The organism is Pseudomonas sp. LAP_36, from assembly GCF_019456785.1.
Lineage (GTDB): Bacteria > Pseudomonadota > Gammaproteobacteria > Pseudomonadales > Pseudomonadaceae > Aquipseudomonas > Aquipseudomonas tritici.
Window position 1 is genome coordinate 590,407 of record NZ_JAHZMS010000002.1, and the last position, 16,781, is coordinate 607,187.

Annotated in this window: 15 protein-coding genes; 7 read left to right on the top strand and 8 right to left on the bottom strand. The window is 59.3% G+C overall.

Annotation, left to right across the window (positions count from 1 at the left end; genetic code table 11):
* Nucleotides 1-8: 8 nt before the first annotated feature.
* From JBO08_RS08260 to JBO08_RS08275, 4 genes are read right to left on the bottom strand one after another with little or no spacing between them, the layout of a single operon-like run.
* Nucleotides 9-791, bottom strand: a complete 783-nt coding sequence (locus JBO08_RS08260; RefSeq protein ID WP_065945412.1) for an amino acid ABC transporter ATP-binding protein — start codon at nt 789-791, stop codon at nt 9-11.
* Nucleotides 788-1,450, bottom strand: coding sequence for an amino acid ABC transporter permease (locus tag JBO08_RS08265; RefSeq protein ID WP_065872031.1), 663 nt, complete (start codon nt 1,448-1,450; stop codon nt 788-790). The genes JBO08_RS08260 and JBO08_RS08265 overlap by 4 nt, the downstream gene beginning before the upstream one ends.
* An 11-nt stretch (nt 1,451-1,461) precedes the next feature.
* Entirely contained in the window at nt 1,462-2,124 is a 663-nt protein-coding gene (locus JBO08_RS08270) for an amino acid ABC transporter permease (RefSeq protein WP_065872032.1), read from the bottom strand.
* Between the two features lie 52 nt (nt 2,125-2,176).
* Complete coding sequence (locus JBO08_RS08275) at nt 2,177-3,025, bottom strand: transporter substrate-binding domain-containing protein (protein WP_049712935.1); 849 nt, start codon at nt 3,023-3,025, stop codon at nt 2,177-2,179.
* 332 nt (nt 3,026-3,357) lie between these two features.
* Between JBO08_RS08275 and JBO08_RS08280 the strand changes: the two genes are divergently transcribed.
* A complete protein-coding gene (locus JBO08_RS08280; protein ID WP_065872033.1) occupies nt 3,358-3,606 on the top strand; it encodes a hypothetical protein in 249 nt (82 codons plus the stop codon).
* 72 nt (nt 3,607-3,678) lie between these two features.
* On the top strand, nt 3,679-4,038 hold the full coding sequence (locus JBO08_RS08285; protein WP_065945411.1) for a thioredoxin family protein: 360 nt from the start codon (nt 3,679-3,681) through the stop codon (nt 4,036-4,038).
* Here JBO08_RS08285 and JBO08_RS08290 read toward each other — a convergent pair.
* The gene (locus tag JBO08_RS08290) at nt 3,995-5,563 is read right to left on the bottom strand and encodes a TerC family protein (protein WP_065945410.1); all 1,569 of its coding nucleotides are present in this window, start codon (nt 5,561-5,563) and stop codon (nt 3,995-3,997) included. The genes JBO08_RS08285 and JBO08_RS08290 overlap by 44 nt on opposite strands.
* A gap of 477 nt (nt 5,564-6,040) precedes the next feature.
* Here JBO08_RS08290 and JBO08_RS08295 point away from each other — a divergent pair, with 477 nt between their 5' ends.
* Together JBO08_RS08295 and JBO08_RS08300 are read left to right on the top strand one after the other, a co-directional pair.
* Nucleotides 6,041-7,048 (top strand): substrate-binding domain-containing protein, encoded by a 1,008-nt coding sequence (locus tag JBO08_RS08295; protein ID WP_065872036.1) that lies wholly within the window; start codon nt 6,041-6,043, stop codon nt 7,046-7,048.
* A gap of 69 nt (nt 7,049-7,117) precedes the next feature.
* Nucleotides 7,118-8,233 (top strand): alcohol dehydrogenase catalytic domain-containing protein, encoded by a 1,116-nt coding sequence (locus tag JBO08_RS08300; protein WP_065880677.1) that lies wholly within the window; start codon nt 7,118-7,120, stop codon nt 8,231-8,233.
* 203 nt (nt 8,234-8,436) lie between these two features.
* Here JBO08_RS08300 and sohB read toward each other — a convergent pair whose 3' ends face one another.
* A complete protein-coding gene (gene sohB / locus JBO08_RS08305) occupies nt 8,437-9,462 on the bottom strand; it encodes a protease SohB (protein WP_049712929.1) in 1,026 nt (341 codons plus the stop codon).
* Nucleotides 9,463-9,655: 193 nt separating this feature from the next.
* Between sohB and JBO08_RS08310 the strand changes: the two genes are divergently transcribed.
* Nucleotides 9,656-10,366 carry a histidine phosphatase family protein gene (locus JBO08_RS08310; RefSeq protein ID WP_220074202.1) on the top strand — a complete coding sequence of 237 codons (711 nt, stop codon included), beginning with the start codon at nt 9,656-9,658 and terminating at the stop codon, nt 10,364-10,366.
* A gap of 56 nt (nt 10,367-10,422) precedes the next feature.
* Nucleotides 10,423-10,737: an SCP2 sterol-binding domain-containing protein gene (locus JBO08_RS08315; RefSeq protein WP_049712927.1), complete on the top strand. Its 315-nt coding sequence runs from the start codon at nt 10,423-10,425 to the stop codon at nt 10,735-10,737.
* Nucleotides 10,738-10,867: 130 nt separating this feature from the next.
* Here the strand turns inward: JBO08_RS08315 and JBO08_RS08320 are convergent, their stop codons facing one another.
* Nucleotides 10,868-13,504 carry an MGH1-like glycoside hydrolase domain-containing protein gene (locus JBO08_RS08320; protein WP_220074201.1) on the bottom strand — a complete coding sequence of 879 codons (2,637 nt, stop codon included), beginning with the start codon at nt 13,502-13,504 and terminating at the stop codon, nt 10,868-10,870.
* A 69-nt stretch (nt 13,505-13,573) separates the two neighbouring features.
* Nucleotides 13,574-14,983, bottom strand: a complete 1,410-nt coding sequence (locus tag JBO08_RS08325) for an OprD family outer membrane porin (RefSeq protein WP_065874691.1) — start codon at nt 14,981-14,983, stop codon at nt 13,574-13,576.
* 288 nt (nt 14,984-15,271) lie between these two features.
* Between JBO08_RS08325 and JBO08_RS08330 the strand changes: the two genes are divergently transcribed.
* On the top strand, nt 15,272-16,648 hold the full coding sequence (locus JBO08_RS08330) for a VOC family protein (protein WP_220074200.1): 1,377 nt from the start codon (nt 15,272-15,274) through the stop codon (nt 16,646-16,648).
* Nucleotides 16,649-16,781: the final 133 nt, after the last annotated feature.

Below are 16,781 nucleotides of genomic sequence, written 5' to 3' on the forward strand. Positions count from 1 at the left end.
GCTCCTGATTAAAAACGAATGTTCTTGAGAAATTCCGCCAGGCGCGGCGATTGCGGACGTTCGAAAATATCCTTCGAGGTACCCTGCTCTTCAATGCGGCCCTGGTTCATGAAAACGATTTTGTCCGAGACTTCATAGGCAAAACGCATCTCGTGGGTAACCAACAACATGGTCATGCCCTCTTCCGCCAGGCCCTTGATCACGCTGAGCACTTCGCCCACCAACTCGGGGTCGAGGGCCGAGGTGACTTCGTCGAACAGCATCAGGCTCGGGTTCATGGCAATCGCACGGGCAATCGCCACACGCTGTTGCTGGCCACCGGAAAGCTGGCCGGGGAAGTGGTTGCGACGCTCTAGAAGTCCCACGCGATCCAGCCATTTTTCCGCCAGCGCGATGGCTTCGTCCTTGCCCATTTTCTTGACCTTGAGCAGGCCGAGGGTAACGTTCTGCAACGCCGTCAAATGTGGGAAAAGGTTGAATTGCTGGAACGCCATGCCGGTCATCGCACGGTGCTGGGCGATCACCCGTTCAGGATGACGCACGCGCTTGCCGGCAATCTCGCTGTAACCGATAGACTCGCCATCCAGGGTGATCTGGCCGCCCTGGAACTCTTCGAGCAGGTTGACGCAGCGCAACAGCGTGGTCTTGCCCGAGCCGCTGGAGCCGATCAAGGTCACCACATTGCCGCGCTGCATGGACAGGTCGACGCCCTTGAGCACTTCGACTTCGCCGTATTGTTTACGCAGCCCGCGAATGTTCAGCAGCGGGTGGGTTGTTTGAGGTTGGTTCATGGCAAGGCCACCCGCTTTTCAATGTAGCGACCGAATAATTCGATGGCGTAGTTGATGACAAAGAACAGAAACCCGGCGAACAGGTAGAACTCCAGGGTCATGAAAGTGCGTGCGATCACTTGCTGGGTGCTCAGCAACAGCTCGGCCACGCCGATCACCGAGAGCAAGGTCGAGGCCTTGACGATTTCTGTCGAGGAGTTGACCCAGGTCGGCAGAATCTGGCGCAACGCCTGGGGCAACAGCACGTAGGCCAGGGACTGGTAGAACGTCAGGCCAATCGCCCTGCCCGCTTCCAGTTGCCCACGGGGAATGGCTTGCAGCGCGCCGCGCACGATTTCCGAGACGTGGGAGCCGCAGAACAACGTCAGCCCGACCGCACCGGCCTGAAACGCGCTGATTTGCCAGCCGAGCGCCGGCAGCATGTAGAAACACGCCAGCACCAGTACAAATACCGGTGTGCCACGGATCAAGTCGACATACAGACGAAACGGCGCACGCATCCAGAATTTGCCGTAGGTGAGGATCAACCCGGCGACAATGCCGATCAGGGTGCCAAAGATAATGGCCAACGCCGAGACATACACGCTGGCCTGGAAGCCCGCCCAGAGCGTCTCCCGGGCGATCCACAACTCATGCAGCCAGCTTGGGGATTCGTACATGGAAACCTCGCTTAACGACGGATCGCCAGGCGCTGTTCCAGGTAGCGGAGCAGCATGGCGATGAGGTAACAGGCAGCCACGTAGAGCGCAGTCGTGACCATCCAGGTTTCAATCACCCGATAGCTTTCGACGTTGATCTTGCGGGCGTAATAGGTCAGCTCCGGCACCGCGATGGCGGCGGCGAGCGAGGTGTCCTTGAACAGCGAAATGAAGTTGTTCGACAGCGCAGGCAGCACGTTGCGCAGCATCACCGGCACGGTGATGTAGGCGCGGATACGCCATTCACCCAAACCGATCGCCAACCCGGCTTCACGCAAGCCCTTGGGAATATTCAACAGCCCGGCGCGGAACACCTCGGTCAGATAGGCACCGGCGTAAAGCGACAAGGTGATGATGAACGAGGGGATCTTGTCCAGGCGGATGCCCAGGCTGGGCAAGGCGAAGTAGATCAACAGGATCAGTACCAGGATCGGTGTATTGCGCACCACCGTCACATACACCGAGGCGAAGATTCGCAGCGCACGGTGCCTGGACAGCATGGCAAACGCCATCAGCAGGCCGATCACGCAGCCGATGGCGATCGACAGCAATGCCAGTTCCAGGCCCAGGCCGAGCCCCAACAGCAAGGTGTCGAAATCGCGCCAGACGGCGGCAAAGTTCAACTGATAGTTCATGGTCGACAGTACCTGAATGGGGCGCCGTTCGCGGCGCCCCGGCTTTCACGAATTACTTGAACTCAACCGGGAAACCGATCGCCGGCTCCGGCAGATCAACGCCGAACCACTGCTTGAACGAGGCCTTGTAGGTGGGGAATTCCACACCGGTCATGGCTTCATGCAGCGCGGTGTTGACGAAGTTCAGCCAATCCTGGTCGCCACGCTTGACGGCGCACGCGTAGGTCTGCGGGCTCCAGGCGTAGGCCGGGCTGCGGTAGCGGCCGGGGTTCTGCACCATCAGGTATTTGACCGAGGACTGGTCGGTGGCGGCGGCGTCGGCGCGGCCGGAGTTCACGGCCTGGTACATCAGGTCGACGCTGTCGTACTGGTCGACCTTGGCCTTGGGCAGGGCCTGATGCACCAGCTCTTCGGCGTACACGTTTTGCAGCACCGCCACGGTCACGCCATCGCCGCCTGCCTGCAGGTCTTCAATCTCTTTGTACTTGCTGTTGTTCGGCAGCAGCAGGCCCACACCTTCGCGGTAGTACGGCAGGGTAAACGCGACTTGCTGCGCGCGGCTGGCAGTGACGGTAATGAACTGGCAACTCATGTCGACCTTGTCGGTCAGCAGGTTGGGAATGCGTGCGTCGGACGACTGCACCACAAACTCGACCTTGCTCGGGTCGTTGAATAAACCCTTGGCCACAATGCGGCCGATGTCGATATCAAACCCCTGCAACTTGCCATCCGCTCCCTGGAAGTGCCACGGCGCATTGGTACTGCCTGTACCCACGATCAGGTGCCCACGCTTGAGCACGTTATCGAGCTTGCTGTCCGCCGCTTGCACGAGGCTGGCGAGGGAAGCCGATGCGGCGAAGAGAAAAACACACGCTTTAAACACGGAAGGTCGGTGATGCATGACAAGCACTCCAGGAGTTGTGTATTCCGCTATACCGGAACTTAGTATGTAACAACGGAATAGACAGCAGAAAGTGTGCCACACGCGCTAACAGAAAAATATGCTTGGAATAAATTCGTTAGGAATCAGTTGGATGAATGTTTTCGGCGATGAGGCGTTGCGCCATCACTTGGAATGAGCGTGCTACCCAAGGCCCCACACAGCGGTGATCGGCCCCACTTGAGTGCGCCATAACAGTGTTACCGCGCACCCGTGCAGTGCACGCCCAACCTGGAAAAATCCCTGCCCTGGGCTAGCCTTGGCACATTCATGCCGATAAGGACCCCGCCCTGATGAAGCTACGTCTCAGCCTGTTTTTGCTGGCCTTCCTGGTGGCCGCCGGCGCCTCTGCCAGCAACGATCGTCGTGACTGCAAGGAAGAACTGCGCAAGCTCAACGAAGCCTTGAGCACCCACTACACGAGCCAGAATCACCACGGCTATCGCGAAGCGAAGGCCTCCAGGGACAACTTGGAATACAAGAAATGTGCGAGCCAGGCACGCAAGGCGCGGGAACGCGTGGAACGTGAGGGGGACCTGTAAAGGTTGACAGTAGACGGTAGTGACCTTCCGGCTTAGCGTTGGCCAAACACCGCTGCCGATAGGGAGATCACCATGGGAATCGCCAAAGACGTCATCACCAGCATCGAGGACTACCAGTCGGTGCTGGCATCGAATCGGATCGTTTTCTTACTGTTTGTTATGCCGGACTGCCCGCCGTGCGCAAAGGCCGTGAAGCTTTTCGAGCCCATCGCCGACACCTATGACTCCACTATAAATAGCATGGTGCTCGAGACAGCCAAGACCCCCAGGCTGCCACTGGAAATCAACAGCACGCCCACACTGGTCACGCACGTGGAGGGCAAAGTCATGGAAGTCATCACGAGGTTCGGCTCCTGGGAAACCCAGGAGCAAACACTCACAGAAATCTTCAGACGCTATGCCCGGCAGCGGGCTCCAGGCGAACCTGCGTGACCCGCCGCTCCTCAACCACCGCGACAGTCAGGCGCCAGCCCTCATGCACAAGGCTGTCGCCCACCACCGGCAAGCGGTCCAGCAGGCTCATTACCAAGCCCGCCAGGGTCTGATAATCCCCAGTTGCAACCGCGTTGAAGCCTGTGCGCTGGCGCACATGGTTAAGGTTCAACGCGCCATTGGCGCGAAAACCCGCTCCCTCTTCGACGATATCCGGCCCCTCGATCTCGCTGGCGTCCGGCAACTCACCGGCAATGGATTCGAGAATGTCGGTCATGCTCAACACCCCCATGAAGTCACCGAATTCGTTGATCACGAACGCAATGTGCGTGGATTCCTGACGCATCTGCTCCAGGGCGTTAAGGATCGAAAAACTCTCCAGCAGGTTGATCGCGCGGCGCGCCAGATGCTCAAGGTTCGGCTCGTTACCGGCCAGGTATTCCTTGAGCAACTCCTTCTTGTGCACGAAGCCTAATGGCTCATCGACGGCACCGTTGCGGATCAAAGGCAGCCGCGAGTAGGACGAATGCATCAATTTCAAGCGAATAGTGTCGGGATCGTCTGCCAGATCGATACAGTCGACCTTGGCCCGCGGCGTCATCAGCGTGCGAATCGGCCGTTCGGCCAGTTGCAGCACGCCACTGATCATCACGCGTTCACGTCGGTCGAACAGCGGGCCTTGTGCAGCATCCGACTCGCCAAGCAAATCGGCCACGTCTTCGCCCACCTCTTCCACTGCCAGGCTGCGGCCGCCGAGCAAACGCATCACCGCGTGAGCAGTGCGCTCACGCACCGGCAACACACCTTGCGCCGATTTTTTGCGGCGGGCGCGGGCAATCTGGTTGAACACTTCGATCAGGATCGAGAAACCAATGGCCGCGTACAAGTAGCCCTTGGGAATATGGAAGCCCAGGCCTTCGGCGGTCAGCGCGAAACCGATCATCATCAGGAAGCCCAGGCACAGCATGATCACGGTCGGGTGTGCATTGACGAAGCGGGTCAACGGCTTGCTCGCCACGATCATCAGGCCGATGGACACGATCACCGCGATCATCATCACCGCCAGCTCGTCCACCATGCCCACGGCGGTAATCACCGCATCCAGGGAGAACACCGCGTCGAGCACCACGATCTGCGCCACGATTGGCCAGAACATCGCGTAGGCCACGTTGCCGGTTCGCTGTGCGACATGGCCCTCCAGGCGCTCGTGCAATTCCATGGTGGCCTTGAACAGCAGGAACACACCACCAAACAGCATGATCAGGTCACGGCCGGAAAAGCTTTTGTCGAACACCTCGAACAGTGGCTGGGTAAGGGTCACCAACCAGGAAATACTCGCCAACAGGCCCAGGCGCATCAGCAGTGCCAGGGACAAACCGATCAAGCGCGCACGATCACGCTGCTCCGGCGGCAACTTGTCCGCCAGGATCGCAATAAACACCAGGTTGTCGATGCCCAGAACCAGTTCCAGCACAATCAAGGTCAACAGGCCGAGCCAGGCCGTTGGATCCGCTAACCATTCCATTTATAGAGTCTCTTCAATCGAATTTCAGAATGCCAGACACGGCAACGCACGGTCAGAGGACCGGGACAAGACTAGCAGTCGGAATACGGGGTGCTTCAGCGGGAACAGCGGCAGCGGTTGTCTTGAGGAAAGACGACTGGGAGGCTCCGAGAGGGTGTTCATGCAAATCCTGCGATGACAAAAGGACCTGAATCGTACAGGCGAAAGCGAAATCCCCTACAACGCAAAACTATTACAAAATCTGTAAACCCCGACAAAACCAAACGATCATATGATCAATGTATGAAATTAATATCATGGCAAAAAATCACTAATAACGGGCTAATGATCGGAAAAGAATCCTGAGCCTCCCTATAAAAGCTATTTTATTGTTTTATGCGAAAGGGTTTGACTGATCATATTTTCATTTGATAAACATATGATCACAACAAGGCAATGAATGAACAACTGACTACAACAATAATTGGGGTTCTCATCATGAAACTTGGTACGACCTTCGCCGCCGCTGCAGCCTTCTCCCTCCTCGCCAGCAGCATCGCCCTGGCTGCCGACGGCAAGACCTACAAGGTCGGCGCCGCGGTCTACGGCCTCAAGGGTCAATTCATGCAGAACTGGGTGCGCGAGCTCAAGGAACATCCCGCCGTCAAAGACGGTACCGTGCAACTGACCGTATTCGACGGCAACTACGACGCACTGACCCAGAACAACCAGATCGAAAACATGGTGACCCAGCACTACGACGCCATCCTGTTCGTGCCCATCGACACCAAGGCCGGCGTGGGCACTGTGAAGCAAGCCATGAGCAACGACGTGGTAGTCATCGCCTCCAATACGAAAGTAGCCGATGCCTCCGTACCCTATGTGGGCAACGACGACGTGGAAGGCGGCCGCCTGCAGGCCCAAGCCATGGTCGACAAGCTCAACGGCAAAGGCAACGTGGTGATTATCCAGGGCCCGATCGGCCAGTCGGCGCAGATCGATCGGGAAAAAGGCGAACTGGAAGTACTGGGCAAGCACCCGGACATCAAGATCATCGAGAAAAAGACCGCCAACTGGGACCGCGCCCAGGCCATGACACTCACTGAAGACTGGCTGAACGCTCACCCCAAAGGCATCAACGGCGTGATCGCGCAAAACGATGACATGGCCCTAGGCGCCATACAGGCACTGAAATCCCACGGCCTGACCGCCAAGGACGTACCGGTCACCTCCATCGACGGCATGCCGGATGCGATCCAAGCGGCGAAAAAAGACGAAGTCACCACCTTCCTGCAAGACGCCCAAGCCCAATCCCAAGGCGCGCTGGATGTAGCCCTGCGCGCACTCGCCGGCAAGGACTACAAACCGCAATCGGTGATCTGGGAGCGCTACGCCAAAGACGTGAAATGGGCCGATGGCACCGCGAAGAACTACATCCTGCCCTGGGTGCCCGTGACCAACGCCAACGCCGACGCGCTGTACAAGCAAGTCAGCGGCGCCAAATAAAACGTTGCCGGTTGATCGCTCCTGTGTGCGCACAGGAGCGATGAGCTCACCTTTGCCCCGAGGCCCGCCATGTCCACCGTTACCGAACGTTCGCAAGCACAACTATTCCCGGTCATCCCGAAAACCATGCAGGCAGTGGTCTGCTATGGCCCGGAAGATTATCGACTGGAAACCGTCGATGTACCTGTGCCCGGCCCCGACGAAATCCTCACCAAGGTCGAGCTGTGCGGCATCTGCATGGGCGATATCAAGACCTATCGCGGCGCGCCTTCGTTCTGGGGCGATGCCGAGCAACCGCGCTATGTGAAACCGCCGATGATCCCCGGCCATGAATTCGTGTGCCGCGTGGTCGCCCTGGGCCCCGACGCGGAAAAACGCGGCGTGAAGGTCGGTGACCGGGTCATTTCCGAGCAGATCGTACCGTGCTGGGGTTGCCGCTTCTGCAATCACGGCCAGTACTGGATGTGCCAGAAACACGACCTGTATGGCTTCCAGAACAATGTGCAGGGCGCCATGGCCCAGTACATGATTTTCACCAAGGAAGGCATCATCCACAAAGTCCCGGACGCCATTGCTCCGGACGAAGCCATCCTGATCGAACCCCTCGCCTGCTCGCTGCATGCTGCAGAGCGCGCCAATGTCGACTTCGATGACGTGGTGGTAGTTGCTGGCGCTGGCACGCTGGGGCTGGGCATCATCGGCGCAGTGCGCATGCGTAACCCGAAAAAACTCATCGTGCTGGACATGAAACCCGAACGCACCGCGCTCGCCCTGCGCATGGGTGCAGACGAAGTGTGGAACCCGGCCGAAGTCGACGTGGTGGCGAAGATCCGTGAAATCACCGACGGCTACGGCTGCGACATCTACATCGAAGCCACCGGCCATCACAAAGCGGTCAACCAGGGCCTGGCGATGCTGCGCAAGCTGGGGCGTTTCGTTGAGTTCAGCGTGTTCAATGACGAGGCTACAGTGGATTGGTCGATCATCGGCGACCGCAAGGAACTGGACGTGCTCGGCTCGCACCTGGGGCCCTACATGTACCCACGCGCCATCGACTTTATCGGCAACCGCAAGATCGACATGCGCGACGTGGTCACCCACAAGTTCGCCCTGGCAGACTTCAAGGAAGCGTTTGCGGTGATGGAGCGCGGCGACAAATCCTTAAAGGTGGTACTCGAGCCTTAACCATCAACGCCAAACCAATGTGGGGCATTGGTATGTAGTGAGCGGGCTTGTCCCGCGCTGGGTGGCGAAGCCGCCCCAACTCAGGCACCGAGTTTTTTCAGCTAGAACTGAAGTGCCTGGGTTTGGGGCGGCTTCGCCACCCAGCGCGGGACAAGCCCGCTCACTACAATGCCCGCATGGGATTACCAACATTCAACGTCGGGTTACCAGAACCGCTGCTGGGTCAGCCGGCTCCACCAGGTCAGCAGCACCCGGTCCACCGAGCCACTCGCCGCCAAGCCAACCCGCTCCTGCAAGCTCTTACGCTCGGCATAATGCAGGTGGAACACCTCGGCGGTCTTGGCCTTGGTGGCCAGGTATTCGTCGCTGGTTTGCAGCTCATCGACCAATTGCTTGTCGAGCGCCGCAACACCCAGCCACACTTCTCCGGTCGCGACATCATCGATTGCCAGCTGCGGGCGATAACGCGAGACGAAATTCTTGAACAACTGGTGAGTGATGTCCAAGTCTTCCTGGAACTTCTCGCGGCCCTTCTCGGTGTTTTCGCCAAACACGGTGAGGGTGCGTTTGTATTCACCCGCGGTCAGCACTTCGAAGTCGATGTCGTGTTTTTTCAGCAGGCGGTTGACGTTAGGCAACTGCGCCACCACACCAATGGAGCCGAGGATGGCAAACGGTGCGCTGATAATCTTCTCGCCAATGCACGCCATCATGTAACCGCCGCTGGCTGCGACCTTGTCGATGCACACGGTCAACGGCACGCCCGCCTGACGGATACGCGCCAGTTGCGAAGATGCCAAGCCGTAGCTGTGGACCATGCCGCCGCCGCTTTCCAGGCGCAGTACCACTTCGTCCTTTGGCGTGGCCAGGCTCAGCAGTGCGGTGATTTCATGGCGCAGGCTCTCAGTGGCCGAAGCCTTGATATCGCCGTCGAAATCCAACACAAACACCCGTGGCTTGGCCTCGGCTTTCTGTTTGCCTTTCTTCTTTTCAGCCTTGCCTTCGGATTTTCGCAACGCCTTGAGCTGGTCTTTGTCGAGCAGGCTCGACTCCAGGCGCTCACGCAGGCCCTTGTAGAAATCATTGAGCTTGCTGACCTGCAACTGGCCGGCGGATTTGCGACGACCTTTGCTGCGCAACGCCGCGAAGCTGATCAATACCACCAGAATAGCGACCACCAGGGTGACGGTCTTCGCCAGAAAGCTCGCGTATTCGGCCAGAAAATCCATAGTTCTCCTTACAAGTGCAGTGCGCCAGGCGCGGATGACCCCAGCATACCGACGGGGCTTGCTGTGAGCCAGTGCTCAAACCGCCACCAGGCGCCCTCCAACGCACTTTTAAAACAAGCGTATGTTTTTTCATTGACAGCTTGAAGGCATCCTCATAACCTCGCCAGACTTTCAACGTACCGGGAAAACGGACGTGGGCAGCATCTATTTGATTCGACATGGCCAGGCCTCCTTCGGTGCAGACGACTATGACGTCTTGTCGCCCATCGGCGTGGAGCAGGCACAAGTGCTCGGTCGCCACCTGGCGGACATGGGCCTGGTCTTCGATCGCTGCGTGGCCGGCGACCTGCGCCGCCAGCAGCACACTGCCACCGCCGCCTTCGAACAATACAGCGCCCTGGGCCTGCCGGTACCGGCGCTGGAAACCGACAGCGCGTTTAACGAATTCGATGCCGACGCAATCATCCGTGCCCTGCTCCCTGACCTGCTCAGCCGTGAACCCGAAGCCCTGGAGATCCTGCGCAATGCCGCGCAGAACCGCAGCGAATTCCAGCGCATCTTCGCCTTGATCATCGACCGCTGGCTGGCCGGCACCTACGACCCGCATGGGTTGGAAAGCTGGTTGGGATTTGTCGAGCGTGTCCAGGGCGGCCTGCAGCGTATTCTTGAAGCGGCGGACAACACGCAGAAGATTGCGGTGTTCACCTCCGGCGGCACCATCACCGCCCTGCTCCACCTGATTACCCGAATGCCCGCTGCCCAGGCGTTCGAACTGAACTGGCAAATTGTTAACACCTCGCTCAACCAGCTGAAATTCCGCGGTCGCGAGGTGGCACTGGCTTCCTTCAACAGCCATACCCACTTGCAACTGTTGAAGGCGCCGCAGCTCATCACCTTCCGATGAACTGCGGCCAACCGTGACCCCAAGGTCACTGGACTCTACCCTAAAGGATCGAAACCATGACTGACGTAGCCAAAGCTGTAGAAGCAATGAAAGCCAAGTTCAACCCAGCCGCCGCTGACGGCCTGGACCTGGTGTTCGGTTTCCGTATCGACGACACCAAGAACTTTTCCCTGGTCGTCAAAGACAAGACCTGCGAACTTCATGAAGGCGAAAACCCGGACGCCCAAGTGACCCTGGTCATGGACAGCGAAACCCTGGAAGGCATCGTCGACGGCTCTACTGACGGCATGCAAGCCTTCATGGGCGGCAAGCTGCGCACCGAAGGCGACATGATGCTGGCGATGAAGCTGAGCGAGCTGTTCCCTTCCTGATTCACGGGTAACCCTGGATCCCTGTGGGAGCGGGCTTGCTCGCGAATGCGGTGGGTCAGTCAACGAATATGTGACTGACCCACCGCATTCGCGAGCAAGCCCGCTCCCACATTTTATTCTGCGGTGTGACTCAGGTTTTTGGCTGTAGCAGCAACGCCACCAACGCACTCCACCCGGTCTGGTGCGACGCGCCCAGCCCCCTCCCGGTCTCACCATGAAAGTATTCGTGGAACAGCACCAAATCGCGACTCTCCGGGTCCGCCTCCAACTGCGCATACCCCGCCATCGACGGCCGCAGGCCATTTTCATCCCTTAGAAACAACCGCGTTAGCCGCTGACTGAGGCTGTCAGCCACGTCCTCCAGCGACGACAGATAACCACTGCCCGTCGGGTACTCCACCGAGAAGTTATCCGCGTAGTAACGGTGAAACTCGCGCAGCGACTCAATCAACATATAGTTCACCGGCATCCACAACGGCCCGCGCCAGTTGGAGTTACCGCCGTACAAACGCGAGTCGGATTCGCCTGGCTGATAGCAGGCACTCAGCGTGGTGCCATTCATCTTCAACGCCATGGGTTGCTCGGCGAAAGCCTTGGACAAGGAGCGCACGCCAAAGGGCGCCAGGAATTCGCTGTCATCGAGCATGCGCCGCAGCAGGTCTTTGGTGCGCTCACCGCGCAGCAGCGCCAGCAGCAGGCGATTGCCTTGTCCCGGCTCATTCCAGCGCGAGACCAGCTTTGCCAGGTCCGGGCGGTGATGCATGAAACCCAAGAGCCGCTCGCGCAGCCCTTCCAAACCTTCATGCTCGCGCTGTTCCAGTACCAGCACGGCAAACAGCGGCATCAGGCCGACGATGGAGCGCAGGCGCACCGGCTCGTTCTGGCCGTCGGGGCGGTGCAGCACATCGTAGAAGAACAGGTCCTGCTCATCCCACAGGCCTTCGGCGCTGTCGTCGACGCGGTTGATGGCGCCGGCGATGTACAGGAAGTGCTCGAAAAACTTCACCGCGATGTCGACGTAGACGACGTTGCGCTTGGCCAGCTCCAGGCCGATGCGCATCAAGTCCAGGGCATAGGCCGCGACCCACGCCGTGCCGTCGGCCTGATCCAGCTGGTAACCCGGCGGCAACGCGGCCGAGCGGTCGAACAAGGCGATATTGTCCAAGCCCAGGAAACCGCCCTGGAACAGGTTGCGGCCCTCGGCATCCTTGCGGTTCACCCACCAGGAAAAATTCAACAGCAACTTATGGAAAATCCTCTCAAGGAAATCCATATCGCCTACACCGTTCAGCGCTTTGTCTTGCTGATAAACCCGCCAACTGGCCCAGGCATGTACCGGCGGGTTGGCGTCGTCAAAGCGCCATTCATAGGCCGGCAACTGGCCGTTGGGGTGCACGAAACGGTCTTTCACCAGCAGCAACAGCTGTTGCTTGGCGTACCCCGGATCGATCAGCGCCATGGCCACCGCCTGGAAGCCCTGGTCCCACGAGGCATACCACGGGTATTCCCAGGTGTCCGGCATGGAGAGAATGTCGAAATTCGACAGGTGTCGCCAATGGGTGTTGCGGATATGCAGGCGCTCGGGCGGTGGCGCGGGTTGCGCCGGGTCGCCGTCGAGCCATTGGTTTACGTCGAAATAGTACAGCTGCTTGGACCACAGCAGCCCGGCCAACGCCTGGCGCTGCACATTGCGCGCATCGTCGCTGGCCACGCCATGTTGCAAGGCGGCGTAAAACTCGTCGGCCTCCTGACGGCGTTGTTCGAACAGCGTGCGCGCGTTGACCTGCGGCGCGTCGACGGGCGCAAAACGCAGATAGAGCGTTTTGCTTTCAAGGCCCGCCAATTCGAGGACAAAACGCGCCGCGACCTTGGTGCCGCTGTCACGGCGAATCGCCGCTTGCACACCCTCAACCACGTAATCGTTGACCCCATCCTTGAACGGCCCTGGCGCCGGCTGTCCATTTAGCCTGGGATAGTTGCTTTCGTTCTCGCAGAACAGCCACTCCACCCCATCCTGGCCCCAGGCACTGAGATGGCGATCAGGCAGTTCATGATGGCGCGCCAGCACCGACTCTCCGTCCATCTTCAACAGCGGCCTGGGCGCATCAAAGGTCCAGCTCCAGTCATTGCGCGCCCACAGTTGGGGCAGCACCTGCAAGCGGGTCGGCTGGTCCGAACGGTTGTGCACGGTGACGCGCATGAAGAGGTCGTCGGGCTGGTGCTTGGCATATTCGACGCTGACGTCGCAGTAACGGTTGTCGGCGAACACCCCGGTGTCGAGGATTTCGTACTCGGCATCCTGCAGGTCACGGCGGGCGTTCTCGCTGATCAGGTCGTCGTAGGGAAAGGCTGCATGGGGGTATTTGTAGAGCATGCGCATGTAGGCATGACTCGGCACGCCATCGACGAAAAAGTACAGTTCCTTGACGTCTTCGCCGTGGTTGCCTTCGGCGTTGTTGAGGCCGAACAGGCGCTCCTTGATGATCGCGTCGCGCTCGTTCCACAGGGCCAGGCCCAGGCACCAGCGTTGCGCTTTGTCGCTGAAACCGGCCAGGCCATCTTCGCCCCAGCGGTAGGCACGGCTGCGGGCATGTTCATGGGGGAAGTAAGTCCAGGCGTCGCCGTCGGCGCTGTAGTCTTCGCGCACCGTGCCCCATTGGCGTTCGCTTAAATAAGGGCCCCACTCGCGCCAACGCTCGGCACCCGGCGTCGCCAGGCGTTGGCCTTCGATTGTTCCAACTATTCGGGTGTCGGGTGTGGCCGCCATTGGGTCCTCCATCGCCTACCAAGTGAGAGGCAGTGTAGAGCCCAATGACGCCCGGGTGCACATGAAGACTTAGAAGATGGCGTACGTGTAGTTGAAGATCAGGCGGGTTTGATCCTGATCGGCAGTGCCGGTGTTTTTACCGTGGTAGGTGCCGGTGCGGAAAGTCGTACCGAAGCCTTTCAGCGGCCCTGCCTGCACGACGTAGTCCAGGCGGAAGTCGGCTTCGTTTTCTTTCTGGTCGGGACCGCCGGCGACTTTCGACTTGATATCCGTACCGTCCAGGTAAGCCACGGACGCTTTCAGGCCAGGCACGTAGGCCTTGAAGTCATACGAGTACTGGCCAAAGTTGACCTGCTCGCCCGCACGGGAGAACTGGCCGACCACGGCGTCGGTGAACAGGTAGAAGTCGCTGCCGCCGGCGCCTTGCGCATGCGGGTCGGCCAGGCTGCCCTGGTTGACCCACACAAAGCCGCCGTCGTCACCCACGCCAATATGGCCGAGCATCAAGCTGCTGCCGCCCAGTTGGTAAGTGAAGGCCGCGCTGTAGGTTTTGTTGTCCACTTCGTTGGCATGCTTGGCAAAGCCGCCGTTGTTGTTGAACTGGTAGCCGCTCTCGCCGTTCTTGCCGTCGCTGCTGCTGTCGAAGTAGCGCAGGTCCGTCTTGAACGACTGGTCATTACCCAGTGGCAATACGTGAACCAGGCCGACGTAGTTCTGTTTGTAGAAGTCTTGCAGTTGAGCGTAGTAGTACTGCAACGTCAGGTTTTTCGCGATGGTGTTGTCGGAAGAACCAAACGGCTTGTAGTCCACACCGCCAAACTTGAAGCTGTCACTGTCGCGGGTACCGCCGGCCACGCTCAAGCCGGTGGAGTTGCTGGAGGCACGGCCTTCGGCACGGTTGAGCTCACCGCCGGTGAAGGTGACATTTGGAATGTCGTTGGAGGTGAGGACCCCGCCGTCAAAGGTTTGCGGTGCCACACGGCTGTCGTTGGAGACCAGGATCGGCAAGACCGGCGCCAAGCCACCGCCGACGTGCAATTCGGTCTGGGAAATGCGGAACTTTACATTGCCTGCCGCGCGACCAAAGGAATCGGCCGGTTCGGTACCATTATTCTTGGTTGGGAAGAAACTGTTGCCGTTCCCCGCCAAGCCTGGGCCCGCGGTGTGACCATCGCCACCGTCCAGGCGCAAGGCGCCGAAGGCCATGACGTCGAAGCCGACGCCAAGGGTGCCTTGGGTGTAGCCGGATTTGTAGTCAAAACGCAGCGCGGTTGCCGCTTCGCGCAGGTCGTTGTTGGTCCCCGAGCGGTTATCCGCGCTGTAGTACATGGTCCGCGAACTAATGGCCGCATGACTGTCTTCAAGGAAACCGCTGTGACCGTTACCCGTGCCCAGAGCGCCGAGCCCGAAATCATCAGCGTAAGCCTGTTGTGCAAGAACGGCGGCGGTGATCGACAACGCCAGTGTAGAAATTTTCATTAATGACGGCCCCTAAACATATTTTTATGTGCGTGATGTGCATGACGGCGTTTTCATCCTTGCAAACGTGGCGATTCTTTCATGCCGACCGGGGCGCACTCCGTGAAGAATTAGTTAGGAAAACCGCCGGAAAATGAAATTTTGCACCGGCTGTTTTTTGTCATATTCAGGTCATCTCATTCATTTGCAGAATGAAGTCCTGAGGATTCTTCGTTTGCAAGCAAGCCTTGCGCTCAACAAACTCCGGGCAACGGCCACCCCCATCGCCATGCCATCAGGAATTTTTCTATGCCCACCACCGCACATGTCAGCCCAGACGAGATCCGCAAGGGCTTTTCCAAGGCCATGTCCGACATGTACCGAGATGAAGTTCCCCTGTATGGCGCGTTGATGGAGCTGGTGGCCGAGACCAACACCCGTGTGCTCGACGCCGAACCGAGCTTGGCGCAGCAGTTGCAACGCACCGGCGAAATCCAGCGACTGGACATGGAGCGCCACGGAGCGATCCGCCTAGGCACGCCTGCAGAACTGGCGACCATCAGCCGCTTGTTTGCGGTGATGGGCATGCAGCCAGTGGGCTATTACGACCTGACCCCGGCTGGCGTGCCCGTGCACTCCACCGCCTTTCGCGCGGTGCATGAACAGGCGCTGCAGACCAGCCCGTTTCGCGTATTTACCTCATTGCTGCGCCTGAAACTGATCGAGAATGCCGACCTGCGCACCTTCGCCGAGACCGCCCTGGCCAAACGTTCGATCTTCACCCCTGGCGCCCTGGCGCTGATTGAACAGTCGGAAAAGGACGGCGGCCTCAACCGCGTGGATGCGGATGAATTCATCCGCCAGGCGTTGGAAACCTTCCGCTGGCACCACACCGCTACCGTCACCGCTGCGCATTATCAGCAATTGAGCGACCAGCACCGTCTGATTGCCGACGTTGTCGCTTTCAAAGGCCCGCATATCAACCACCTGACCCCGCGCACGCTGGACATCGACCAGGTCCAGGCCGCCATGCCCGACAAAGGCATCACCCCCAAGGCCGTGATCGAAGGCCCACCGCGCCGTCATTGCCCGATCCTGCTGCGCCAGACCAGCTTCAAGGCGCTCGACGAACCCATCGCCTTCACCGACGCCAAAGGCAGCCACAGCGCGCGCTTCGGCGAAATCGAGCAGCGCGGTGTGGCGCTCACGCCCAAAGGCCGTGCGCTGTACGACCACCTGCTGAACGCCGCGCGCGACGCACTGGGCGCCTTCCCGAATGAGGGCAACGCCGCGCGTTACATGCAATTGATGGAGCAGCACTTCCAGGCCTTCCCGGATAACTACGGGCAAATGCGTGAGCAGGGCCTGGCGTATTTCCGCTATTTCGCCACCGAGCAAGGCCTGGCGGCGCGCGGCACAGCGGATCAACCGCGCACCCTGGAAGCGCTGATCGCGGCAGGCCACATTAATGTGGAGCCGTTGGTGTATGAGGATTTTCTGCCGGTGAGCGCGGCGGGGATTTTCCAGTCGAACCTGGGGGATGCAGGGCAGAGCCACTACGCGGCGAACTCGAACCAGGCCGAGTTTGAAAGGGCGCTGGGGCGCCGGACGGTTGATGAATTGACGCTATATGGCGAGACTCAGCAGCGCTCTATCGATGAATGCACCCTGGCGCTGCTGGCATGAAATAAAGTACCCACCCGGCTCACCGGCGCAATCCTTACGCCGCAACAGTCCCCAGAGTCGGGTAGGCGGTGGGCATCATAGGCAGTGAAGAGAAGCCTGTCCTTCAGACAATTCTGAACAAATGTGTGCGCCC

What these genes read in the sequence shown, in the direction of transcription:
- JBO08_RS08265 (WP_065872031.1), bottom strand. Translation starts at nt 1,450, where the DNA reads ATGTACGAATCCCCAAGCTGGCTGCATGAGTTGTGGATCGCCCGGGAG.
- JBO08_RS08270 (WP_065872032.1), bottom strand. Translation starts at nt 2,124, where the DNA reads ATGAACTATCAGTTGAACTTTGCCGCCGTCTGGCGCGATTTCGACACC.
- JBO08_RS08290 (WP_065945410.1), bottom strand. Translation starts at nt 5,563, where the DNA reads ATGGAATGGTTAGCGGATCCAACGGCCTGGCTCGGCCTGTTGACCTTG.
- JBO08_RS08315 (WP_049712927.1), top strand. Translation starts at nt 10,423, where the DNA reads ATGACTGACGTAGCCAAAGCTGTAGAAGCAATGAAAGCCAAGTTCAAC.
- JBO08_RS08260 (WP_065945412.1), bottom strand. Translation starts at nt 791, where the DNA reads ATGAACCAACCTCAAACAACCCACCCGCTGCTGAACATTCGCGGGCTG.
- JBO08_RS08295 (WP_065872036.1), top strand. Translation starts at nt 6,041, where the DNA reads ATGAAACTTGGTACGACCTTCGCCGCCGCTGCAGCCTTCTCCCTCCTC.
- JBO08_RS08300 (WP_065880677.1), top strand. Translation starts at nt 7,118, where the DNA reads ATGTCCACCGTTACCGAACGTTCGCAAGCACAACTATTCCCGGTCATC.
- JBO08_RS08325 (WP_065874691.1), bottom strand. Translation starts at nt 14,983, where the DNA reads ATGAAAATTTCTACACTGGCGTTGTCGATCACCGCCGCCGTTCTTGCA.
- JBO08_RS08280 (WP_065872033.1), top strand. Translation starts at nt 3,358, where the DNA reads ATGAAGCTACGTCTCAGCCTGTTTTTGCTGGCCTTCCTGGTGGCCGCC.
- JBO08_RS08275 (WP_049712935.1), bottom strand. Translation starts at nt 3,025, where the DNA reads ATGCATCACCGACCTTCCGTGTTTAAAGCGTGTGTTTTTCTCTTCGCC.
- JBO08_RS08320 (WP_220074201.1), bottom strand. Translation starts at nt 13,504, where the DNA reads ATGGCGGCCACACCCGACACCCGAATAGTTGGAACAATCGAAGGCCAA.
- sohB (WP_049712929.1), bottom strand. Translation starts at nt 9,462, where the DNA reads ATGGATTTTCTGGCCGAATACGCGAGCTTTCTGGCGAAGACCGTCACC.
- JBO08_RS08285 (WP_065945411.1), top strand. Translation starts at nt 3,679, where the DNA reads ATGGGAATCGCCAAAGACGTCATCACCAGCATCGAGGACTACCAGTCG.
- JBO08_RS08330 (WP_220074200.1), top strand. Translation starts at nt 15,272, where the DNA reads ATGCCCACCACCGCACATGTCAGCCCAGACGAGATCCGCAAGGGCTTT.